General features: G+C 68.4%; 21 protein-coding genes. 6 read left to right on the top strand and 15 right to left on the bottom strand.

Annotated elements, in window-relative coordinates; all coding sequences use genetic code 11:
• Positions 1 to 7: 7 nt before the first annotated feature.
• The 7 genes from pafA to TU34_RS10220 form a co-directional block, all read right to left on the bottom strand.
• A complete protein-coding gene (gene pafA / locus TU34_RS10250; RefSeq protein ID WP_150116479.1) occupies positions 8 to 1,366 on the bottom strand; it encodes a Pup--protein ligase in 1,359 nt (452 codons plus the stop codon).
• Between the two features lie 82 nt (positions 1,367 to 1,448).
• A complete protein-coding gene (prcA, locus tag TU34_RS10245; RefSeq protein ID WP_045822790.1) occupies positions 1,449 to 2,219 on the bottom strand; it encodes a proteasome subunit alpha in 771 nt (256 codons plus the stop codon).
• Positions 2,216 to 3,067, bottom strand: a complete 852-nt coding sequence (prcB, locus tag TU34_RS10240; protein ID WP_045822789.1) for a proteasome subunit beta — start codon at positions 3,065 to 3,067, stop codon at positions 2,216 to 2,218. Before prcB ends, prcA begins: the two co-directional genes overlap by 4 nt.
• Entirely contained in the window at positions 3,064 to 3,258 is a 195-nt protein-coding gene (locus tag TU34_RS10235) for a ubiquitin-like protein Pup (RefSeq protein ID WP_045822788.1), read from the bottom strand. The genes prcB and TU34_RS10235 overlap by 4 nt, the downstream gene beginning before the upstream one ends.
• A gap of 139 nt (positions 3,259 to 3,397) precedes the next feature.
• Complete coding sequence (gene dop / locus TU34_RS10230) at positions 3,398 to 4,897, bottom strand: depupylase/deamidase Dop (protein WP_045822787.1); 1,500 nt, start codon at positions 4,895 to 4,897, stop codon at positions 3,398 to 3,400.
• A 28-nt stretch (positions 4,898 to 4,925) separates the two neighbouring features.
• Entirely contained in the window at positions 4,926 to 6,692 is a 1,767-nt protein-coding gene (gene arc, locus TU34_RS10225) for a proteasome ATPase (RefSeq protein WP_045822786.1), read from the bottom strand.
• A gap of 144 nt (positions 6,693 to 6,836) precedes the next feature.
• Positions 6,837 to 7,730, bottom strand: a complete 894-nt coding sequence (locus tag TU34_RS10220) for a tRNA (adenine-N1)-methyltransferase (RefSeq protein ID WP_045822785.1) — start codon at positions 7,728 to 7,730, stop codon at positions 6,837 to 6,839.
• 19 nt (positions 7,731 to 7,749) lie between these two features.
• On the opposite strand from TU34_RS10220, the gene TU34_RS10215 reads away from it, so the two are divergent.
• Positions 7,750 to 8,652 (top strand): RecB family exonuclease, encoded by a 903-nt coding sequence (locus TU34_RS10215; protein ID WP_082080130.1) that lies wholly within the window; start codon positions 7,750 to 7,752, stop codon positions 8,650 to 8,652.
• Positions 8,649 to 9,482, top strand: coding sequence for a thioesterase family protein (locus tag TU34_RS10210; RefSeq protein ID WP_052688852.1), 834 nt, complete (start codon positions 8,649 to 8,651; stop codon positions 9,480 to 9,482). The genes TU34_RS10215 and TU34_RS10210 overlap by 4 nt, the downstream gene beginning before the upstream one ends.
• A gap of 15 nt (positions 9,483 to 9,497) precedes the next feature.
• Here TU34_RS10210 and hisG read toward each other — a convergent pair whose 3' ends face one another.
• The 4 genes from hisG to metH are packed head-to-tail and all read right to left on the bottom strand — an operon-like array spanning position 9,498 to position 15,010.
• A complete protein-coding gene (gene hisG, locus TU34_RS10205) occupies positions 9,498 to 10,343 on the bottom strand; it encodes an ATP phosphoribosyltransferase (protein ID WP_045822784.1) in 846 nt (281 codons plus the stop codon).
• A gap of 55 nt (positions 10,344 to 10,398) precedes the next feature.
• Positions 10,399 to 10,662: a phosphoribosyl-ATP diphosphatase gene (locus TU34_RS10200; RefSeq protein WP_045822783.1), complete on the bottom strand. Its 264-nt coding sequence runs from the start codon at positions 10,660 to 10,662 to the stop codon at positions 10,399 to 10,401.
• Between the two features lie 6 nt (positions 10,663 to 10,668).
• Positions 10,669 to 11,385, bottom strand: a complete 717-nt coding sequence (locus TU34_RS10195) for an HAD family hydrolase (protein ID WP_275041746.1) — start codon at positions 11,383 to 11,385, stop codon at positions 10,669 to 10,671.
• A gap of 16 nt (positions 11,386 to 11,401) precedes the next feature.
• Complete coding sequence (metH, locus tag TU34_RS10190) at positions 11,402 to 15,010, bottom strand: methionine synthase (RefSeq protein WP_045822782.1); 3,609 nt, start codon at positions 15,008 to 15,010, stop codon at positions 11,402 to 11,404.
• A 51-nt stretch (positions 15,011 to 15,061) separates the two neighbouring features.
• Here metH and TU34_RS10185 point away from each other — a divergent pair, with 51 nt between their 5' ends.
• The 4 genes from TU34_RS10185 to TU34_RS10170 all read left to right on the top strand — a co-directional run bounded on the left by TU34_RS10185 (position 15,062) and on the right by TU34_RS10170 (position 19,301).
• A complete protein-coding gene (locus TU34_RS10185) occupies positions 15,062 to 15,940 on the top strand; it encodes a PAC2 family protein (protein WP_045822781.1) in 879 nt (292 codons plus the stop codon).
• Between the two features lie 120 nt (positions 15,941 to 16,060).
• A complete protein-coding gene (locus TU34_RS10180) occupies positions 16,061 to 16,408 on the top strand; it encodes a hypothetical protein (protein WP_045822780.1) in 348 nt (115 codons plus the stop codon).
• 5 nt (positions 16,409 to 16,413) lie between these two features.
• Entirely contained in the window at positions 16,414 to 18,957 is a 2,544-nt protein-coding gene (gene nirB, locus TU34_RS10175) for a nitrite reductase large subunit NirB (protein WP_275041750.1), read from the top strand.
• Positions 18,954 to 19,301 (top strand): Rieske (2Fe-2S) protein, encoded by a 348-nt coding sequence (locus TU34_RS10170; protein ID WP_045822779.1) that lies wholly within the window; start codon positions 18,954 to 18,956, stop codon positions 19,299 to 19,301. Before nirB ends, TU34_RS10170 begins: the two co-directional genes overlap by 4 nt.
• A 25-nt stretch (positions 19,302 to 19,326) precedes the next feature.
• Here the strand turns inward: TU34_RS10170 and TU34_RS10165 are convergent, their stop codons facing one another.
• The 4 genes from TU34_RS10165 to TU34_RS10150 form a co-directional block, all read right to left on the bottom strand.
• Positions 19,327 to 19,635, bottom strand: coding sequence for a hypothetical protein (locus TU34_RS10165; protein WP_045822778.1), 309 nt, complete (start codon positions 19,633 to 19,635; stop codon positions 19,327 to 19,329).
• 46 nt (positions 19,636 to 19,681) lie between these two features.
• Positions 19,682 to 20,926: a cysteine--1-D-myo-inosityl 2-amino-2-deoxy-alpha-D-glucopyranoside ligase gene (gene mshC, locus TU34_RS10160; RefSeq protein ID WP_045822777.1), complete on the bottom strand. Its 1,245-nt coding sequence runs from the start codon at positions 20,924 to 20,926 to the stop codon at positions 19,682 to 19,684.
• Positions 20,927 to 20,997: 71 nt separating this feature from the next.
• Entirely contained in the window at positions 20,998 to 21,837 is an 840-nt protein-coding gene (locus TU34_RS10155) for an SCO1664 family protein (protein WP_045822776.1), read from the bottom strand.
• The gene (locus TU34_RS10150) at positions 21,837 to 22,520 is read right to left on the bottom strand and encodes a DUF3090 domain-containing protein (RefSeq protein ID WP_045822775.1); all 684 of its coding nucleotides are present in this window, start codon (positions 22,518 to 22,520) and stop codon (positions 21,837 to 21,839) included. The genes TU34_RS10155 and TU34_RS10150 overlap by 1 nt, the downstream gene beginning before the upstream one ends.
• Positions 22,521 to 22,732: the final 212 nt, after the last annotated feature.

Raw genomic sequence — 22,732 nt, 5'->3', positions numbered from 1 at the left:
CGCCGACCTACATCGACGCAATGAGGCGATCGACTCGCTCGTCGACGTTGCGGAACGGGTCCTTGCACAGCACCGTGCGCTGGGCCTGGTCGTTGAGCTTGAGGTGCACCCAGTCGACGGTGAAATCGCGACCCGCCTTCTGCGCCGCCGAGATGAAGTCGCCACGCAGTTTCGCGCGGGTGGTCTGCGGGGGCTCGTCGACCGCGGCGGCGATCGCCTCGTCGGTGGTGACCCGCTTGACAAGTCCCTTGCGCGAGAGCAGGTCGAAGACACCGCGGCCCCGCTTGATGTCATGGAAGGCGAGGTCGAGCTGAGCGATCTTCGGGTCCGACATGTCCATGTCGTAGCGATCGATGTAGCGCTGGAAGAGCTTGCGCTTGATCACCCAGTCGATCTCGGTGTCGACCGAGGAGAAGTCCTGGCTCTCGACCGCGTCGAGGGTGCGGCCCCACAGGTCGACGACGAGGTCCATCTCGGGATCGGGCTTGCGGTTGCGTAGGTGCTCGACCGCCCGCGCGTGGTACTCGCGCTGGATGTCCAGCGCGCTGGCCTGACGTCCGCCGGCGAGCCGTACCGGACGGCGCCCGGTGGTGTCGTGGCTGACCTCGCGGATCGCGCGGATCGGGTTGTCCAGGGCGAAGTCGCGGAACGCCACGCCGGCCTCGATCATCTCGAGCACCAGTGCCGCGGTACCGACCTTGAGCATGGTGGTGGTCTCGGCCATGTTCGAGTCGCCCACGATGACGTGGAGTCGGCGGTACTTCTCGGCGTCGGCGTGCGGTTCGTCGCGGGTGTTGATGATCGGCCGCGACCGCGTGGTCGCCGAGGAGACACCCTCCCAGATGTGCTCGGCCCGCTGCGACAGACAGTAGGTGGCCGCCTTCGGGGTCTGCAGCACCTTCCCGGCGCCGCAGATCAGCTGACGGGTCACGAGGAAGGGCAACAGCACGTCGGAGATGCGGGAGAACTCCCCCGCACGCACCACCAGGTAGTTCTCGTGGCATCCGTAGGAGTTGCCCGCCGAGTCGGTGTTGTTCTTGAACAGGTAGATGTCGCCGCCGATGCCCTCGTCGGCGAGACGCCGCTCGGCGTCGATCAGCAGCTCCTCGAGCACCAGTTCGCCGGCGCGATCGTGGTTGATGAGCTGCACGAGGCTGTCGCACTCGGCGGTCGCGTACTCGGGGTGCGAACCCACATCGAGGTAGAGACGCGCGCCGTTCTGCAGGAACACGTTCGACGATCGGCCCCACGACACCACCCGCCGGAACAGATACCGCGCGACCTCGTCCGGGCTCAGGCGTCGATGACCATGAAAAGTGCAGGTCACACCGAATTCGGTCTCGATGCCCATGATTCGTCGTTCCACTCGCTCAACCCTACCGGTGCAGGGGTGAGCGGGGCGGTTCCCGCCGAGGAGGGCCCGTCGTGTGGCGAGACGTCGGGACGTCCTACTCCGGGGTCGACTCGCCGTCGGCAGGATCGGATGTCGACGCCGGCGTCGGCAACATGGCCGCCACCGCGTCGGCCGACAGACGTCGGAACGCGCGGCGCGGTCGGTTGCGGTCGAGGGTCGCGACCTCGAGATCCCCCGCGGTCAGCACCCGCGGTTCGGGAGTCGGGGCCGAGGACCCGTTCGCCGGTGCGGCCGGGGAACCCAGGGCCGCCACTGCCGTCGTCAGGGCCGTGGCGAGGTCGGAGTCGGCGACGTAGCCGTCCTTCATGGCCGTGGAGATGGCCTCGTTCGCGCCACCCATCACCAGGAAACGGGTCTCGTCGTTGATCGAGCCGTCGTAGGTGATGCGGTACAGCTGAGCGGGTTTCGTGCTCCCGAACGGGCCGATCTCGGCGACGCACAGTTCGACCTCGAACGGCTTGGCCTGCTCGGTGAACACCGAACCGAGGGTGTTGGCGTAGGCGTTGGCGAGCGACAGCCCACTCACATCGGCGCGATCGTAGCTGTAGCCCCGCATGTCGGCGTGCTGGATCCCGGCCTTGCGCAGGCTCTCGAACTCGTTGTACTTGCCGACCGCGGCGAACCCGATGCGGTCGTAGATCTCGGAGACCTTGCGGAGTGCGTTCGACGGGTTCTCGGCCACGAACAACACGCCGTCGGCGTAGGTGAGGACGATGACGCTGCGGCCGCGGGCGATTCCTTTGCGGGCCAACTCCGAGCGGTCGCGCATGATCTGCTCGGCACTGGCGTAGTACGGGAACGTCATACCGTGCCTCCCCACGGAGCGGCCTCGTTGGCTGCGGTCCGTTGCGCGATGACCGCGCGAGCGGCCTCCTCGATGCGGTCGGCGGCGATCTCCTGTGCGCCGTCGCGACCGATCACGACCGCCGTCGGGACGATGCGGCGCACCAGATCCGGTCCGCCGGTGGCGGAGTCGTCGTCGGCGGCGTCGAACAGCGACTCGACGGCGATCGACAGGGCCGAGTCGGTGTCGAGATCGGGACGGTAGAGCTTCTTCAACGCCGACTTCGCGAACACCGAACCCGAACCGATGGCCTGGAAGCCACCGAACTCCTCGTGCCGGTCACCGGCGACGTCGAAGGAGAAGATGCGCCCCCGACGGTTCTCATCGGCCCCATTGTTGTCGTCACCGTCGGCGTCGTAGCCGACGAGCATCGGGATCGCGGCCAGACCCTGCATGGCCGCACCGAGATTCGACCGCACCATGGCGGCGAGACGGTTGACCTTGCCGTCGAGTGTGAGCGGGATGCCCTCGATCTTCTCGTAGTGCTCGAGCTCCACCGCGAACAACCGGACCATCTCCACGGCGATGCCCGCCGTTCCGGCGATGCCCGCCGCGGAGTACTCGTCGGTGACGAAGACCTTGCGGATGTCGCGGCTGGCGATCATGTTGCCCGCGGTCGCGCGGCGATCACCGGCGATCAGCACCCCGCCGGGGAAGTTGACCGCGACGATGGTGGTGCCGTGCGGGATCAGGTCAGCACCGTTCGAGGCGGTGAATCGACTGTCGGGCAACAATTCCGGCGCATTACGCCGGAGATGATCGGAGAACGAGGAGAGATCTCGACCGAGCGAGGTGACCGGATCGCTCACTGGCCGCCCTTCTGCACATAGGCGCGCACGAAGTCCTCGGCGTTCTCCTCGAGCACGTCGTCGATCTCGTCGAGGAGGTCATCGGTGTCGTCGGCGAGCTTCTCGCGACGTTCCTGGCCGGCACTCGTGTCGGGACCGGTACCGGAGTCATCGTCCCCGCCACCGCTACGCCTCGTCTGTTCCTGCGCCATTGCTGCCTCCTTGAGCCTGCGACTTCACCCGGCGTCACGTCGGGAAGGTCCGTAGGAACACCCTACCGGGGCCGATGTCGGAAAGGGTCGCCCGCGTGGCCGACCCACCGGTACCTCGAGGGAGAACCTGCGGGCGGACTCAGTTGGTCAGCTGGTCGACCAGTTCGGCCGCGGAGTCGACGGAATCGAGGAGCGCGCCCACATGGGCTTTGCTGCCCCGCAGGGGCTCGAGGGTCGGGATGCGCACCAGCGAGTCGCCACCCAGGTCGAAGATCACCGAATCCCAGCTCGCGGCCGCGATGTCGGCACCGAATCGGCGCAGGCACTCGCCGCGGAAGTACGCGCGCGTGTTCTCCGGCGGCGACGACACGGCGTCCATGACTTGCGCCTCGGTGACCAGTCGCTTCATCGACCCGCGCGCGACGAGCCGGTTGTAGAGCCCCTTGTCGAGGCGGACGTCGGAGTACTGCAGGTCGACGAGCTGCAACCGCGGGGCCGACCACGCAAGCCCCTCGCGGTTGCGGAACCCCTCCAGCAGACGCAGCTTGGCCGGCCAGTCGAGGATGTCCGAACACTCCATCGGATCGCGTTCGAGGCGGTCCAGGACGTCGATCCACGTGTCGAGGACGTGCTGCGCGCGAGGGTCGTCACCGCCGCGCGTGCGGAAGAACTCGGCGCAGCGCTCGTGGTATATCCGCTGCACCGCAAGGGCGGTCATCTCGCGGCCGTCGGCCAGCGCGACGGTCTGCGTGAGGGTCGGGTCGTGGCTGATCTTGTGCACCGCGGTGACGGGTCGGGCGAGTTCGAGGTCGCGGAGGTCCACCCCGCCCTCGATGATGTCGAGGACCAGCGAGGCGGTGCCGACCTTGAGATAGGTGGCGGTCTCGGCGAGGTTCGCGTCGCCGATGATCACGTGCAGCCGCCGGTAGCGGTCGGGGTCCGCGTGCGGCTCGTCGCGGGTGTTGATGATGCCGCGCTTGAGGGTGGTCTCGAGGCCGACCTCGACCTCGATGTAGTCGGCGCGCTGCGACAGCTGGAAACCGGGGTCGTCGCCGGACTGGCCGATGCCCACCCGGCCCGAGCCGGTGAACACCTGGCGTGTGGCGAAGAACGGTGTGAGCCCGGTGATCACCGAGGTGAACGGGGTGTCGCGGGCCATCAGGTAGTTCTCGTGGGTGCCGTACGAGGCGCCCTTGCCGTCGATGTTGTTCTTGTACAGCTGCAGCTTCGGCGCACCGGGGACGCTCGCGACGTGGCGCGCCGCGGCCTCCATCACCCGTTCGCCGGCCTTGTCCCAGATCACCGCGTCCATCGGATCGGTGACCTCGGGCGCGGAGTACTCGGGGTGGGCGTGGTCGACGTAGAGCCGGGCACCGTTGGTGAGGATCATGTTCGCCGCACCGACCTCGTCGGCGTCGATGATCGGTGCGGGGCCCGAACCCCGACCGAGATCGAAACCGCGTGCGTCACGCAGCGGCGACTCGACCTCGTAGTCCCACCGCGTCCGCTTCGCCCGGGGCACGCCTGCCGCCGCGGCATACGCGAGAACCGCCTGCGTCGAGGTCATGATCGGATTGGCGCCCGCCTCGTTGGGTGCGGAGATGCCGTATTCGACCTCGGTGCCGATGATTCGTTGCATGCCCCGAGCCTAGAGGCTGCGACGAGACCTACAGGTACTGGCCGGTGTTCGTCTCGGTGTCGATCGCGCGGCTGGCGCCGGCGCTCTTGCCGGTGACCAACGTGCGGATGTAGACGATCCGCTCACCCTTCTTGCCCGAGATGCGGGCCCAGTCATCGGGATTGGTGGTGTTCGGCAGGTCCTCGTTCTCGGCGAACTCGTCGAGGATCGAGTCGAACAGGTGCTGCACGCGCAGTCCCGGTGTGCCCGTCTCGAGCTGCGACTTGATCGCGTACTTCTTCGACCGGTCGACGACGTTCTGGATCATCGCGCCGGAGTTGAAGTCCTTGAAGTACATGACCTCTTTGTCGCCGTTGGCGTAGGTCACCTCGAGGAAGCGGTTGTCGTCGTTCTCGGCGTACATCTTCTCCACCACGCGCTCGATCATCGCGGCGATGCACGCGGCGCGGTCGCCACCGAACTCCTCGATGTCGTCGGAGTGGATCGGCAGGGTGTCGACGAGGTACTTCGAGAAGATGTCGATCGCCGACTCGGCATCGGGTCGCTCGATCTTGATCTTCACGTCGAGACGACCGGGACGCAGGATCGCGGGGTCGATCATGTCCTCGCGGTTCGACGCACCGATCACGATGACGTTCTCGAGACCCTCGACGCCGTCGATCTCGCTCAACAGCTGCGGCACGACGGTGGTCTCGACGTCGGAGGAGATACCGGATCCGCGGGTGCGGAAGATCGAGTCCATCTCGTCGAAGAACACGATCACCGGGGTGCCCTCGGAGGCCTTCTCGCGGGCCCGCTGGAAGATCAGCCGGATGTGCCGCTCGGTCTCGCCGACGAACTTGTTGAGGAGCTCGGGGCCCTTGATGTTGAGGAAGTACGACTTGGCCTCGCGGGCGTCGTCGCCGCGGGCCAGGGCGATCTTCTTGGCCAGCGAGTTGGCGACGGCCTTGGCGATGAGCGTCTTGCCGCAGCCGGGAGGGCCGTAGAGCAGGACGCCCTTCGGCGGGCGCAGCGAGTAGTCACGGAACAGGTCCTTGTGCAGGAACGGCAGCTCCACGGCGTCGCGGATCTGCTCGATCTGGCGGCCGAGACCACCGATGTCCTCGTAGCCGACATCGGGCACCTCCTCGAGCACGAGGTCCTCGACCTCGGCCTTCGGGACGCGCTCGAACGCGAAACCGGCCTTGGTGTCGACGAGCAGCGAGTCGCCCGGGCGGAGCTTGCGGCGGTGGCCGTCCTCGCCGTCGACCTCGCCCATGAGGGGCTCGGCCAACCAGACGACGCGTTCCTCGTCGGCGTGACCCACGACCAGGGCGCGGTCGCCGGTCCCGAGGACCTCGCGCAGGGTGCTGATCTCGCCGACGGAGTCGAACGCGAGCGCCTCGACGATGGTGAGGGCCTCGTTCAGGCGTAGCGTCTGACCGCGTTTGAGCGTGTCGACCTCGATGTTCGGCGAGATCGTGAGGCGCATCTTGCGGCCCGAGGTGAACACGTCCACCGTCGAGTCCTCGTAGGTGTCGAGCAACACGCCGTAGCCGCTCGGCGGCTGGCCGAGACGGTCGACCTCCTCGCGCAGCGCGAGCAGCTGCTGACGTGCGTCCTTGAGGGTGTCGAGCAGCTTCGCGTTGCGTGCGGTCAGCGTCTCGATGCGCGTCTGCGGGTCGGTGTCGGTCGAGTCCGGCGGGACATGCAGACCGCGGTTCCCGGTATCGGGCATGGGGGCGTTGCCTGAGCCTGTCGAGCGCGCGGTCGATTTCTGCGCGCCTGCGGGGTCGTGGCGATCGGATTCGGTCATTGCTGACTCCTCTCCCCGGCGGAACACCATCGGTTTCACCGTTACCCCACGCTACCGGCGTGCGGGGCGACATGCCCCGCATGCCACGACGTTCGACGTTGACGTCTCGTTAACTGGGATGACGCCCACCGCTCGCCCGGTCGTTCAGCGGTCGTTCGACCCCTTGTTGGAGCGCCGCTGGGGTCGGAGGGTGACCGTGCCCGGGGCGAGACGTCGGGCGGTCACCAGAAACGCGGTGTGACCTTGCATCTTGTGTGACGGGCGGACGGCCAGGCCGACCACGTTCCACTCGCGCAGCATGGTCTCCCACGACCGCGGTTCGGTCCAACACTGCTGCTCACGCAGGGCTTCGACCACCCGCGAGAGCTGTGTGACGGTCGCCACATAAACCACGAGCACGCCGCCGGGCCGCAGGACCGACGACACGGCGTCGAGGGTCTCCCAGGGCGCGAGCATGTCGAGGATCACGCGGTCGACCGATGCGGCGGCGTTCGCCGTGGCCGCGAAGTCGACGATGTCGGCGACGGTGAGTTCCCAGTTCGCCGGACGCTCGCCGAAGAACGTCTCGACGTTGCGGACCGCGTGTTCGGCGTGGTCCTCGCGGACCTCGTAGGACAGCACCCGTCCCTGCGGGCCGACCGCGCGGAGCAGTGAGCAGGTCAGGGCGCCGGACCCGGCGCCGGCCTCGAGCACGACACTGCCGGGATAGATGTCGCCCTCGGTGACGATCTGGGCGGCGTCCTTGGGGTAGATCACCTGGGCGCCGCGCGGCATCGACAACACGTAGTCGGTGAGCAGCGGGCGCAGGGCCAGGTACTGGGCGCCGCGGGTCGAGGAGACGATCGTGCCCTCGTCGGTGCCGATGAGGTCGTCGTGGGCGATCGCCCCGTGGTGGGTGTGGAAACTGCCCCCCGCCTCGAGGTGGACGGTGAACTTGCGGCCCTTGGTGTCGGTCAGTTGGACGCGGTCGCCGACGGTGAACGCCGAGGCGGCCGCGATCGGGTCGCCGGTTGCGTCCTGCGCGGCTGTGTCGTACATCAGGCATACCCTGCCAGGTGTGAGCACGGCGCCAGACCTCAACCCCACAGCGACACACCCCGCACCGCTGGTCGATCCCGCCCCCGAGGGGCCGCGCAGACCGGCCCTGTCGCCCTCGCGCGCGGCGGATTTCAAGCAGTGCCCCCTGCTGTACCGATATCGCGCGATCGACCGGTTCCCCGAGGCGTCGACGACCGCGCAGGTCCGCGGCACGGTCGTGCACTCGGCACTGGAGAACCTCTTCGACCTCCCCGCTCCGCTGCGCACCGCCGACACCGCCGACGTGCTCGTCGAGGCTGCATGGGATGTGTTGTGTGAGAAGGACCCCGACTTGCGGTCGCTGGTCGCCGAGGCCGATGTCCCGGCGTTCCTCGCCGAGGCACACCGGCTCATCGCCACGTATTACACGATGGAGGACCCGACGGCGTTCGACGCGCAGGCGTGCGAGATGCGCATCGAGATCGACATCGCCGACGACGTCGCCCTGCGCGGGTTCGTCGATCGCATCGATGTCGCCCCGACAGGCGAGGTGCGCGTCGTCGACTACAAGACCGGCCGCTCCCCCGGCGAGATGTTCGAGGCCCGCGCACTGTTCCAGATGAAGTTCTACGCCCTGGCCATCATGCGGCTGCGGGGCGTCGTCCCCGCACGTCTGCAGCTGATGTACCTCGCCGACGGCCAGGAGCTGCGCTACACCCCCGACGCCGAGGAACTCGAACGGTTCGCCGGCACGCTCACCGCGATCTGGCGGGCGATCCTCGACGCCGGGGCCACCGGCGACTTCCGGCCGAAGAGATCGCGGATGTGCACGTGGTGCGATCACAAGGCCCGCTGCCCCGAGTTCGGCGGCGAGATACCGCCGTACCCCGGATGGCCCGGCACGCCCGCCGAGGACACGGCCGCCGACCACCTCGCCTCGTGACCGCCCCCGGGACGGCCCCGCGCGGCTACTACGTGCCGCTCGGCGCCGACGACGGTTGGGAACACCTCATGCCGACCGCCGAGTCGGTCAGTGTGTGGACCGACACCATCCAGCACGGCGGCCCACCGTCGGCGCTGATGGTCCGCGCGATCGAGAACCTCGACATGCCCGCGCACCTGGCGATGTCACGGGTCACCGTCGACATCCTCGGTGCGATCGGACTGTCGGAGAACCGCGTTCGCGCGCAGGTCATCCGCCCGGGCCGACAGATCGCGCAGGTGCAGGCCGAACTGGACGTGCAGACCGCCTCCGGTGACTTCCGTACCGCCGCTCGCGCCACCGCCTGGTTCATCGCCACCTCCGACACCGCCGCGGTCGCGGCGCCTGCCGACTCCCCGTCGGTGCCCGCCGCCGGAGACGACACGATCGGCGAGCTGCCGCCGTGGCTCGACGCCGGTTGGGGTGCATCGGGTTTCATCTCGACCGTCGAGTTCCGCGCCTCCACCGACCCGGATCGACCTCGGCTGGCGTGGCTGCGGCCCGCCGTCGACATCGTCGCCGGGGAGACCGCCACACCATTGGTGCGCACCTGCTGCATGGTCGACGTCGCGAACGGTCTGGGCTCCACGCTCTCGCCCACGGAATGGACGTGGATGAACACCGACACCACCATCCACCTGCGCCGTGCACCGACCGGCGACTGGACCGGGATCGACGCCGCGATGGTCGGCGGAGCGCACGGGTTCGGCTACACCGCGGCCGACCTGTTCGACGCCGAGGGTTCGCTGGGACGGTCGAGTCAGACGATCCTCATCACCCGCGCGGGCTGAGCCACCCGCACCCGGTCAGAAGCGGCAGGAGCGGATGTCGCTGGCCAGGATGGCCTTGGCGCCCATGGCCGACAGGTCGTCCATCACCGACTGGTGTCCCGCCCTCGGGACCATCGCGCGCACGGCGACCCAGTTCTCGTCGGCCATCGGTGCCACGGTGGGTGATTCCAGTCCCGGGGTGATCGCGACGGCGGCGTCGAGCAGATCCTTGCGGCAGTCGTAATCCATCATCACGTACTGCTGCCCGACCACGACGCCCTCGATGCGCTTGATGAGCTGCTCGGCCGCGCGGGACGGCGCTACGTCGGCGCCGTGGATGAGCACGGCCTCCGACTGGCACATCACGTCGCCGAACGCCCGCAGATTGTGTTGCCGCAGTGTGCGTCCCGATCCGACGACGTCGGCGATGGCGTCGGCCAGGCCGAGTTGGATGGAGATCTCGACGGCTCCGTCGAGTCGGATGATCTCGGCGGTGATACCGCGCCGGTCGAGATCGGCGCGGACGATGTTGGCGAACGAGGTCGCGATCCGGCGTCCCGACAGGTCGGCCTCGGTCATCTCGGTGTCGACGGGGCCGGCGTAACGGAAGGTCGACGCCCCGAAACCCAGCGACAGGCTCTCGGTGACCGGCGCCTGCGAATCCCAGGCGAGGTCACGGCCGGTGATGCCGAGATCGAGCTCGCCCGACCCGACGTAGATGGCGATGTCCTTGGGACGCAGGAAGAAGAACTCGACGTCGTTGGCGGAGTCGAGGACGGTCAGGTCCTTGGCGTCGGTGCGTCGGCGGTAACCCGCCTCGGCGAGCATGGCCGCGGCCGATTCCGACAGCGCACCCTTGTTCGGCACGGCAACGCGCAGCATGTGATCTGTTTCCTTCGTGAGGGACGTGACGGTCGGTCTGTGGTGAACGAGGTGTCTACAGGTACCGGTACACGTCGGCCGGTGTGAGACCACGTTTGATCATCATCACCTGCAGCCAGTAGAGCAACTGGGATATCTCCTCGCCGAGCGACTCGTCCGACTCGTGCTCGGCGGCCAACCACACCTCGCCGGCCTCCTCGATGATCTTCTTCCCGAGGGTGTGCACGCCGGCGTCGAGCGCGGCCACGGTCCCGCTGCCCTCCGGTCGGGTCGCAGCACGCTCGGTGAGCTCGGCAAAGAGGTCGTCGAAGGTCTTCACGGGAGATCAGTCTCCCATGGCCCCATGGGCGGCCCGACCGCGACGCCAGGCGTCGGACACCCCGGCCATGTCGAGTCCCACGAGACTCTCGCGGAACGTGCGTCCCGGTGCCTGCGGGACCTCGGCGTCGGACGGCACGACCAGCGTCGGACAGCCCGCCGCCCCGGCGGCGGCCGCGCCGGTCGGTGAGTCCTCGATGGCCAGACAGTCCGCCGGCGACACACCGGCCGCCCGCGCCGCGGCGAGGTAGATGTCGGGTGCCGGTTTGCCCTCGGCCACCTCGTCGCCGCACAGGGTGTGGGCGAACCGGTGTTTGCCGATGGTCGGCAGCGCCCGCTCGGTGAGATCCCGTTCGGTGTTGGTCACGAGCACCATCGGGATCCCCGCGGCCGCGATGGTCCGCAGCGCGGCGTCGGCCCCCGGCCGCCACGGGATACCGTCGGCGAACAGCTCCGCGACCCGACCCCGCAACCAATGCGCCTGGTCGTCGAGGTCACGCTGCGCCTCCGGCACACCGGCAGCGTCGAAGAGCTTCGTCATCGCGCCGACCATCGAGTTGCCCAGCGTCGACTGACGCAGCTCCACCGTCATCACCGCGCCGAGCCGTACCGCGAGCTCGGCCATCGCCACGTCCCACAGCTTCTCGGAGTCGAGCAGGGTCCCGTCCATGTCCCAGAGCACCGCGTGCGGGAGCGCGCCGCGCGAGGGATCGGTCGAGGCCACGCCTGACGAACCCACCTCAGACGTTGAAATACTTGGCCTCGGGGTGGTGCAGGACGAACGCGTCGGTGGACTGCTCGGGATGCAGCTGCAGTTCCTCGCTCAGCTCGACCCCGATGCGGCCCGGCTCGAGCAGCTCGATCATCTTCGCGCGGTCCTCGAGATCGGGGCACGCGCCGTAGCCGAACGAGTAACGCGCGCCGCGGTATTCGAGATCGAAGAACCCCTGCGGTGACGTCGGGTCGTCGCCGGCGACCGAACCGCCGTCGAAGGTGAGCTCCGACCGCACCCGCTGATGCCAGTACTCGGCGAGCGCCTCGGTGAGCTGCACGCCGATGCCGTGCACCTCGAGGTAGTCGCGGTAGGAGTCCTTCGCGAACAGGTCGTTCGCGAAATCGGCGATCGGCTGGCCCATCGTCACGAGCTGGAACGGCAGCACGTCGATCTGACCGAGCTCGGTGGCCCGTTCCTTCGACGCGATGAAGTCGGCGATGCAGAGGAACCGACTGCGCTGCTGACGCGGGAACTCGAAGCTGAACCGGACGTCGGCGTCGGGCCGCGGCTCGGTCAGCACATGAACGGTGTCGCCCTCGCTGACCGCCGGGAAGTAGCCGTAGACCACTGCGGCGTGCTGCAGGATGTTGCCCGTCGACAGACGGTCGATCCACTCGCGGAAGCGCGGACGTCCCTCGGTCTCGACGAGTTCCTCGTAGCTGGGACCGTCGCCGCTGCGCGTGCCCCGCAGACCCCACTGCCCGAGGAACAGCGCACGTTCGTCGAGCAGCCCGCCGTAGTCCGCGATGGGGATGCCCTTGACGATGCGCGATCCCCAAAACGGCGGAGTCGGGATCTCGTTGTCGGCGGCGACGTCCGAGCGTGCCGGCACCTCGACGGGCGCCTGCTCGGCCTTGCGCTTGGCCGCGATACGGGCCGACTTCTCGTGCCGCGCCTTGCGTTCGGCGGTCTTCGCCTCGGCCGCGGCCTTCGCCTCGGGATCCTGCGTCGAACCGCCGCCACGCTTGGAAGACATGATGTCGTCCATCAGACGCAGACCCTCGAAGGCGTCCCGTGCGTAGTGCACGTCGCCCTCGTAGGTCTCCGACAGATCGTTCTCGACGTAGCCACGCGTCAGCGCGGCGCCACCGAGCAGCACCGGGTAGTTCTCGGCGAGCCCGCGGGAGTTGATCTCCTCGAGGTTCTCCTTCATCACGACCGTCGACTTCACCAGCAGACCGGACATGCCGATCACGTCGGCGCGCTTGTCCTCGGCAACCTCGATGATCGTCGCGATCGGCTGCTTGATGCCGATGTTGACCACCTCGTAGCCGTTGTTGGACAGGATGATGTCGACGAGGTTCTTGCCGATGTCGTGGACGTCGCCCTTGACCGTGGCCAGCACGATGCGGCCCTTGCCGTCCTCGCCGGTCGCCTCCATGTGCGGCTCGAGGTGGGCGACCGACATCTTCATGACCTCGGCCGACTGCAGCACGAACGGCAGCTGCATCTGGCCCGAGCCGAACAGCTCGCCGACGGTCTTCATGCCCGACAGCAGCGTCTCGTTGATGATCTTGAGCGGCGGGACCTCTTTCATCGCGTCGTCGAGGTCGGATTCGAGGCCGTTGCGCTCGCCGTCGACGATGCGTCGCTCGAGTCGCTCGAACAGCGGGAGCTTGGCCATCTCCTCGGCGCGGCTCTCGCGCGCCGACGCCGCCGACACGCCCTCGAACAGACCCATCAGCGTCTGCAACGGGTCGTAGTCGGCGTTGCCCTCGCTGCGGACGCCGTCGGTCCCGCGACGGTCGTAGACGAGGTCGAGTGCGACCTCGCGCTGCTCGTCGGGGATCCGTGCCATCGGCAGGATCTTCGAGGCGTGCACGATCGCGGTGTCGAGACCCACCTGAGCGCACTCGTGCAGGAACACCGAGTTGAGCACCTGGCGCGCGGCGGGGTTGAGGCCGAACGAGATGTTCGAGATACCCAGGGTGAAGTGCACCGACGGGTGCGCCTCGTGGATCCGCCGGATGGCCTCGATGGTCTCGATGCCGTCCTTGCGGGTCTCCTCCTGACCGGTCGAGACCGGGAAGGTCAGGGCATCGATGATGATGTCCTCCTCGCCCAGCCCCCAGTTCTCGGTGATGTCGGTGATGAGGCGTTCGGCGACGCTGACCTTCCAGTCGGCGGTACGCGCCTGGCCCTCCTCGTCGATGGTCAGGGCGACCACCGCGGCGCCGTGCTCGACCGCGAGCTGCATGATCTTGGTGAAACGCGAGTCGGGTCCGTCACCGTCCTCGTAGTTCACCGAGTTGACCGCGCATCGACCGCCGAGCGCCTCGAGTCCCGCCTGCAGGACCGCGGGCTCGGTCGAGTCGAGCATGATCGGCAGGGTCGACGAGGTGGCGAGGCGAGTGGCCAGCGCGGTCATGTCCTCGGCGCCGTTGCGGCCGACGTAGTCGACGTTCAGGTCGAGCATGTGCGCGCCGTCGCGGGTCTGGTCCTTCGCGATGTCGAGGCACTTCTGGTAATCGCCGGAGAGCATGGCCTCGCGGAAGGCCTTGGAGCCGTTGGAGTTGGTCCGCTCCCCGACCATCATGAAGCTGTTCTCCTGCTCGAACGGCACCGAGGCGTAGAGCGAGGACACCTCCGACTCGTGCTCGACCGACCGGGTGCCCTTCGTGGTGCCGCGCACGGCCTGGGCCAGCTGGGAGATGTGTTCGGGGGTGGTGCCGCAGCATCCGCCGACGAACGACAGGCCGTAGTCGGAGACGAAGCCGCTGACCGCCTCGGCCAGCTCGTCGGGCAGCAGCGGGTACTCGGCGCCCTTCGGGCCGAGCTGCGGCAGACCGGCGTTGGGCATGACCGACACCGGGATGCGCGCGTGCTTGGACAGGTACCGCAGGTGCTCGCTCATCTCGGCCGGTCCGGTCGCGCAGTTGAGACCGATGAGGTCGACGCCGAGCGGTTCGATGGCCGCCAGCGCCGCGCCGATCTCCGACCCGAGCAGCATCGTGCCGGTGGTCTCCACGGTGACGTGGGAGATGATCGGGATCCGCCGACCGAGCTGCTCCATCGCGCGCTTGGCGGCCAGCACCGCCGCCTTCACCTGCAGCAGGTCCTGCGAGGTCTCGATGAGGATCGCGTCGGCGCCACCCTCGAGCATGCCGAGGGCGCACTCCTGGTACGCGTCGCGGATCACCGCGAAGGTCGTGTGGCCCAGCGACGGCAGCTTGGTACCGGGGCCCACCGAGCCGAGGACGAAACGCGGGGTGCCGTCGTCGGACGGTCCCATCTCGTCGGCCACACCCTTGGCGATCGCGACGCCCTTGCGGGCGAGCTCACGGATGCGGTCGGCGATGTCGTAGTCGCCGAGGTTCGAGAGGTTGCAGCCGAAGGTGTTGGTCTCGACCGCGTCGGCGCCGGCCTCGAAGTAGGCGCGGTGGATACCGGCCAGGACCTCGGGACGGGTGTCGTTGAGGATCTCGTTGCAGCCCTCGAGATTGTTGAAGTCGTCGAGGGTGAGATCGGCGGCCTGGAGCATCGTGCCCATGGCGCCGTCGCCCACGAGGACCCGTTTGGCCATCGCGTCGAGGAACGTCGAGTCGTACGAATCGGTTCCGGTGGTGGCAGACATGGTACTCAGCGTAGTTCGCTCCCTATCGGTGTTCGGTCGTAGGCTGGTTCGGTGCACGCTGAGAAGACCGGCCATCTCCCCGCATTGCGGTCACCGATCCTCGTCGCAGCGTTCGAGGGCTGGAACGATGCCGGTGACGCCGCAAGCGGCGCGGTCGAACATCTGGCCCTGATCTGGGATGCGCAACCCCTCGCCGAGATCGATTCCGACGACTACTACGACTTCCAGGTCAACCGTCCCATCGTAAAGCAGGTCGACGGTGTCACGCGACGAATCGAGTGGCCGGCCACGTCGATCTCGTGGTGCAGCCCGCCCGGATCCGACCGTGACGTCGTCCTGCTCCGCGGCATCGAACCGAACATGCGGTGGCGTGGATTCTGTGCGGAGATCCTCGACATCGCGCGGTCGCTCGACGTGCAGACCATGGTCATCCTCGGTGCACTCCTCGCCGACGCACCCCACACCCGGCCCGTGCCGGTGACCGGCACGGCCTACAGCACCGATTCCGCGCTGGCCTACAACCTGCAGGAGAGCCGGTACGAGGGCCCGACGGGCATCACCGGTGTCCTCCAGGACGCGTGTGTCCACGCCGGCATCCCCGCGGTGTCGTTCTGGGCCGCGGTCCCGCACTACGTGTCGACGCCGCCGAATCCCAAGGCGACGGTGGCGCTGTTGGGCCAGGTCGAGGAGGTCCTCGATCTCGAGGTGCCGCTCGGCGATCTGCCCGCCCAGGCCGAGGAATGGGAGCAGGCGGTCACCGAGATGACCGAGGACGACGAGGAGATCGCCGACTACGTCCGTGGTCTCGAGGAGCGCGGCGACGCCGAGGCCGGCACCGACGACGCGCTGTCGAAGATCGACGGCGACGCGCTCGCCGCGGAGTTCGAGAAGTACCTCCGCCGCCGCGGGCCCGGTTCGTTCGGCGCCTGACCTCGGGTCATGTCCGGCGGTCGCCTCTCACCGGCGGGGTGCGGGCCGGGTGAAGTCCTGACCACCGAGATGTAACACCGCGGCAAAGGCCCATTGATCCCGGCCACGAACACTGACGCCATGTCGTCGACTCCCATGTTCTGGCAGGGTGTGTTCGGTTTCACCGGCACCGGACTGCACTCCCCCGCCCCGCTGGACACCTCGCTCTCCTATGTGGTCCCACCCGGTATGACGGCTCAGCCCTTGTACTTTCGCGGCGGCAACAGCTCCGACGAACTCGTCTACGTGACGCTGACCCGCGACGGCGAGTCGATGCGGGTGTTCCCGATGGGCGCGAAGGCCTCGGTCAACGTGCCGCTGCGCGTGGTCTCCGACGTCGACCCCGACTCGGTGCTGGCCCTGACCTTCGCCGCGCCGCAGGGATGCACCGGATCGATCGTCGTCGATCTCGGCTGGGTGCTCGTGTGACCGCGGTGACAGGGGGCTCGGTGACGGGGGCCTCGACCGGGCGCCGTCGGCTGGTGGTGGTCGGCAACGGGATGGCCGGCGCACGGACGGTGGAGGAGGTCCTCAGCCGCGGCGGGGGCGAGCAGTTCGCGATCACCATGATCGGCGACGAGCCCTACGGGAACTACAACCGCATCATGCTCTCCCACGTGCTCGCCGGTGAGAGTTCCATCGACGACGACGACCTGATGCTCAACCCCATGGCCTGGTACCGGGAGAACGGTGTCGAACTGTTCGCCGGCGACCGTGCGGTCTCGATCGACCGTTTCGGCAAGGTGGTGACGTGTGAGAGCGGCCGGCAGATCGCCTTCGATCTGCTGATCATCGCCACCGGCAGCACCACCTTCTTCCCCAACATGGACGGTCTGCGGGAACCCGACGGTCGGCTCGCCCGAGGGGTGTTCGGGTTCCGCACCATCGCCGACACCAACGGGATGCTGCAGATGGCCGAGACCGGCGGAGCCGGCGAGGGTGCCGAGCGGCTGCGCGCGGTCGTGATCGGCGGCGGTCTCCTCGGCCTGGAGGCCGCATACGGACTGCGGACACAGGGCGTCGAGGTCGACGTCGTGCACTCTCCCGGTCACCTGATGAACCAGCAGCTCGACGAACGTGGCGGACGGGTGCTGCGCACCAAGATCGAGGCACTCGGTGTCGGGGTGCACACCTCCCGACGCACGACCTCGGTCATCCGCGACGACGCGGGAACCGTGACCGGTGTCGCGTTCGCCGACGGTTCGAGCCTGCCCGCCGACATGGTGGTGGTCACCGCCGGGATCCGGCCGAACGTCGAGCTGGCGCGCCGCACCGGTCTGGTGATCGAACGAGGGATCGTCGTCGACGACCAGATGCGCTGCGAGGACGAGGGTTTCCTCTACGCGGTCGGCGAGTGCGCACAGCATCGCGGGGAGGTCTACGGGCTGGTCGCCCCGCTCTGGGAGCAGGCCGTGGTGCTCGCCGACGTGCTCACCGGTGCCGATCCGACGGCCGCGTACCACGGTTCGCGGTCGACCACGAAGCTCAAGGTCGCCGGTGTCGATGTCGCGGCCATGGGCGTGAAGGGCCCCGAACGCGACGACGACGAGTTCGTCCAGTTCTACGAACCCCGCAGCGGCACCTACAAATCGGTGGTCGTGCGCGACAACAAGCTCATCGGCGCCATGCTGCTCGGCGACATCAGCAAGGCGAACTTCCTCACGCAGGCCTTCGACGAGAAGGTCGCACTGCCGACCGAACGCATCAGCATGCTCTTCGACATGGGCACCCCGTCGGCCGCGGTCGGCGCGGCCGAACTCTCCGACGACACCGCCGTGTGCAACTGCAACGGCGTGACCAAGGGTGCCATCGTGGAGTGCGTGCGCGGTGGTGCGCGCAGCGTCGGCGAGGTGGTCGCCGCCACCCGGGCCGGCAAGGGATGCGGGTCCTGCAAGGGGCTCGTCGCCGACATCGTCTCCTTCGCCGCGGACGGTGACCTCGCCGAGGACGTCTCGGCGAACTGGTACGTGCCGTGCATCCCGATGACCAAACCCGAACTGCTGGGAGCGATCCGGGCGAGCAACATCCGCTCGGTGTCGGAGGTGTTCGAGAAGCTCGCACCGCAGGGCGAGGACGCGGCCGCGAAGATGCCGCTGGCGTCGTTGCTGCGGATGGTGTGGGGCCCCGACTGGACCGACGAACGCGGCGCGCTCTACATCAACGACCGCGTGCACGCGAACATCCAACGCGACGGCACGTTCTCGGTGGTGCCGCAGATCAAAGGCGGGGTCACCACGCCGGATCAGTTGCGGCGCATCGCAGATGTCGCCGACAAGTACGCGATACCGATGGTGAAGATCACCGGAGGTCAGCGCATCGACCTGCTCGGGGTGAAGAAGGAAGACCTCCCGAAGGTGTGGGGCGACCTCGACATGCCCTCGGGTTTCGCCTACGGCAAGAGCTTCCGCACGGTGAAGACCTGTGTGGGCACCGACTACTGCCGGTTCGGTCTCGGTGACTCGACGGCACTCGGCATCGCGATCGAACAGCGGTTCCAGGGTCTCGAGACGCCCGCGAAGTTGAAACTCGCCGTCACCGGCTGCCCGCGCAACTGTGCCGAGGCGTTGTGCAAGGACGTCGGCGCAGTGGCCGTCGGCGCGGCGGGCGCGGCGTCGGATCGGTGGGAGATCTACGTGGGCGGCGCGGCGGGTGCACACATCCGCAAGGGCGACCTGCTCGCGACGGTCGACTCGTCCGACGAGGTCGTCCGGTTGTGCGGCATCTTCATCCAGCACTATCGGGAGCAGGCGAAGTGGCTCGAGCGGACCTACGCCTGGGTCCCGCGGGTGGGTATCGAGGAACTGCGGGCGGTGCTCGTCGACGACCGCGACGGCATCGTCGCCGGCCTGCAGGAGCGCATCGAGGACAGCGTCGCCGGCTACCGCGACCCGTGGCAGGACCGGACCGAACCCCGATCGCCGGCACAGTTCACCTCGGCGCTGCCTCTGCTGCCGCTCCCCCGGGTTCCCGTCCGATGACCGCCGACGTCAGCGACGGGGTCGAGACCCCGCGCGGGGCAACGTATGTGACCGTCGGGTCGATCTCGGATCTCACCCACGGCGAGGGACGGGCCTACGCGGTCGGCGGTGTGCAGATCGCGGTGTTCCGTGTCGGCGCCGACGAGGTGCGGGCCACGGGAGCGGTGTGTCCGCATCGCGGTGGGCCCATCGCCGACGGCCAGGTCGACGGCGCGAAGGTGGTGTGCCCGCTGCACCAGTTCGCCTACGCCTTCACCGACGGCGCCTGTTCGGACCCGATGATCGGATCGCTGCCGGTGTACCCGGCGCGGGTGGTCGACGGTGTCGTCGAGGTCGCGCTCTGACCCGGTCGGCGTCGCCGCGCCGCTGTCAGCTGATGCGTTCGATCGACACGACCGGCGTGGTGATGCGCCAGGTGCGCACGTCGGGATCGTCGGCCGCCCGCACCCAGAACTGGGCCGATTCGCCTATGCGGCAGGACTTCACGCCCAGTAGCGGGATGTCCTCGGAGTCGCGTCGCAGCGCACTGACCGCCCACGATTCGTCGGTCGACCCGCCGACACCGGGAGCGCGCAGCAGCGTCATCTCGGAGAAATCGAGCAGATAGGTCGAGGTCCGGGTGACGACGGTCCACACGCCGGAGGTGGTGTCGGGGTCGATCTCTTCCAGATGGGCCACCTGCAGGACTCTACCCAGCGTGCCCAGCCGGTGACGGGGTACCGCGTCAGCGACGCAGCTCGACGCCCAGCAGGGTGTCGAGTAGGTGCTCGACCTCGGTGCCGGCGGTGGTCGACGATCCGAGACCGCGCACCGCGTCGGCCGCCCATGCATCGAGCGCGGCAAGGGCTTTGGGGGTGTCGAGGTCGTCGGCGAGATGCTGACGCACCCGGGCGATGGTGTCGGTCGGATCGGGTCCGGTGGGTCGCGACACCGCATCGCGCCACGAGGACAGTCGGGTGTGCGCCGTCGCGAGCGCGTCGTCGGACCACATGCGGTCGGTCCGGTAGTGATCGGCCAGCAGCCCGACGCGGATCGCGTTCGGGTCGACATCGGCCGCACGGAGTTTCGAGACGAACACCAGGTTGCCGCGGCTCTTCGACATCTTCTCGCCGTCGAGCCCCACCATCCCGGTGTGCACGTAGTGCCGTGCGAACCGACGCTCACCGGTCAGCGCCTCGGCGTGCGCCGCGGAGAACTCGTGGTGCGGGAAGATCAGGTCGCTGCCGCCGCCCTGCACGTCGATCGGCGACCCCAGTCGGTTCAGGGCGATGGCGGCGCATTCGATGTGCCATCCGGGTCGTCCCGGACCGTGCGGTGAGGGCCAGGACGGCTCTCCGTCGCGCGCGGCGCGCCAGATAAGGGCGTCGAGCGGATCACGCTTGCCCGGTCGCTGCGGGTCGCCGCCCCGTTCGGCGAAGAACGCGGCCATCGTGTCCTGGTCGTAGTTCGACTCGTAGCCGAACTGCGGTGTCGCGTCGCTTCGGAAGTAGATGTCGGGGTACTGCTCGTCGTCGACGATGTAGGCCGCACCCGATGCCAGCAACTTGTCGACGACCTCGATGACCTCGTCGATCGACTCCACCGCGCCGATGTAGTGCCGGGGCGGCAGCACCCGCAACGCGGTCATGTCGTCCCGGAAGAGCTGCGTCTCGCGGGCACCGAGGTCGCGCCAGTCCTCACCGTCGCGATCGGCCCGCTCGAACAGGGGGTCGTCGACGTCGGTCACGTTCTGTACGTAGTGCACCTCGTGGCCGAGATCGCGCCAGATCCGGTTGACCAGATCGAACGTGAGATAGGTGGCGGCGTGGCCGAGGTGCGTCGCGTCGTACGGGGTGATGCCGCAGACGTACATCGTCGCCTCGGCTCCGGGTGTGACCGGCCGTACCTGCTGATCGGAGGTGTCGTAGAGCCGGAGCTGCGGACCCTGCCCGGGAAGCGGACGTACCTCGATGTCTGACCACGACTGCATATCTCCACCCTATGGGCGCACCGTCATCGACCGTCGGGGCACCCACCGACGGGGCCCCCGTCGTCGACAGACTAGAACGCGGGCCAGGGAATCGGTCGGGACCGGTCGGCGCTGGGCATGACCGGGTTCTCGACGAGCTCGCGGGCGCGCAGGGCCAGCGCGGCCACCTCGGTGGGTGTGACGAGCGTCGGCAGGTCGCGCGCCAACGCCGAGTCCGCGGTGGTGAGCTCGACGAGCAGCGTCTCGATGTCGGCGACGAGATGCGCGGGCACCGGTTCGTCGGCCCATCCCCACAGCACCGTGCGCAGCTTGTCCTCCGAGTGCAGGCAGATGCCATGGTCGACGCCGTAGACCTGCCCGTCGAGCCCCTCGAGGACGTGCCCGCCCTTGCGGTCGGCGTTGTTGATGACGACATCGAGGACGGCCATCCGCTGCAGTCGCGGGTCGTCGGCGTGCACGAGTGTGACCTCCTCGCCGCGCGCGTCGTAGGCGTCGATCACACGGCGGAAGTTCTCGGGCACCATCGCGGTCGGGCACAGGTCGACGAGATCGAGGTGTTCGGGGACGGTGTCGGCGGGTTCGGGGGTGTCGATCCAGCGTTGCACCATCCCGGGGCCGAACTGGCCGTCGCGGAACACCGTGGTCGGGATCACCGACCAGCCGAGTGCATCGGAGATCCGGAACGACGCGATCTCCCGGCCGGCGAGGGTGCCGTCGGGGAAATCCCACAGTGGTTGCTCACCACGGACCGGTTTGTAGACGCAGCGCAGGCTGTGCTCGCCGAGGCTCGCCTCGCACACCAGGGTGGCGTTGCTCGCGCCCCGGATCTGTCCGATCAACTCCATCTCGCCCGTGCGCAGGATCTCCGCGATGTCGGGTGAGGACTCCGATTCCGCCGCGGTGGGCGGCATCAGCGTGACGGCCCGTCGGTCGTGTCGTCCCCTTGCCCGTCGTCATCGTCGTCGTCCTCCAACGCCGCGCGCAGGTCCGGGTCGTCGAACACGTCGGGGTCGACGAAGTCGAGCGACTTGTCGAAGGTGATCTCGCGCTTGTATCCGTTGGTGCGGACGCACATGTGCCCCGACGGGTCGAGCGGGAGTCCGCACAGCGGGCACGGCTCACGACCGGCCGAGATGACACGGGTCGAACGGGCCGCGAACTCGCGCGCGGCCGCCGTGCTGAGGAACACGCGTACCGCGTCGGGTCCCTCGTCGGTGTCGTCGAGCACGACACTCTCGTCGAACTCCCCCTCGGTGATGGCGAGGAGTTCCACGACGACGGCCTCGGACTCGGCGTCCCAGCCCAGGCCCATCGTGCCGACGCGGAACTCGGCGTCGACCGGCATGATCAACGGACTCAGGTCCTCGATGTGGTCGGACTCCGGCGGCAACGGGGTACCGAAACGACGGTTGATCTCCTCGAGCAGCGCACCGATGCGGTCGGCGAGGATCTGCACCTGCTGCTTCTCCAACATGACGCTCACCACTCGCGCCTCGTGGGTGGCCTGCAGATAGAACGTCCGGTCGCCGGGTGCGCCGACGGTCCCGGCGACGAAACGATCCGGGCTACGGAAGACGTGGATTGCCCTGGGCATGGCACCTCCTGTCGCTGTCGTGGGTCGTGGGACGGGCTCGCATGGTCGGTCAGCCCGCGGAGGTCGTGTGCGTGCTCACCGATGGTGCGCCGTGGTTGTCGTGGGATCCGGTCGAACCGCCGATCACGGCGTCGTCGGAGGCGGGTGCGGCGCCCGAGGCGGTGTCGGCGGGCGGCGGCCCCCCCCCGTCTCTTTTACACAATTCCCAGCCG

Origin of the sequence: Williamsia herbipolensis (genome assembly GCF_000964005.1) — a bacterium.
Classification (GTDB): domain Bacteria; phylum Actinomycetota; class Actinomycetes; order Mycobacteriales; family Mycobacteriaceae; genus Williamsia_A; species Williamsia_A herbipolensis.
Note: the sequence above shows the minus strand (reverse complement) of the source record. Positions and strands in the feature narration are given on the sequence as shown.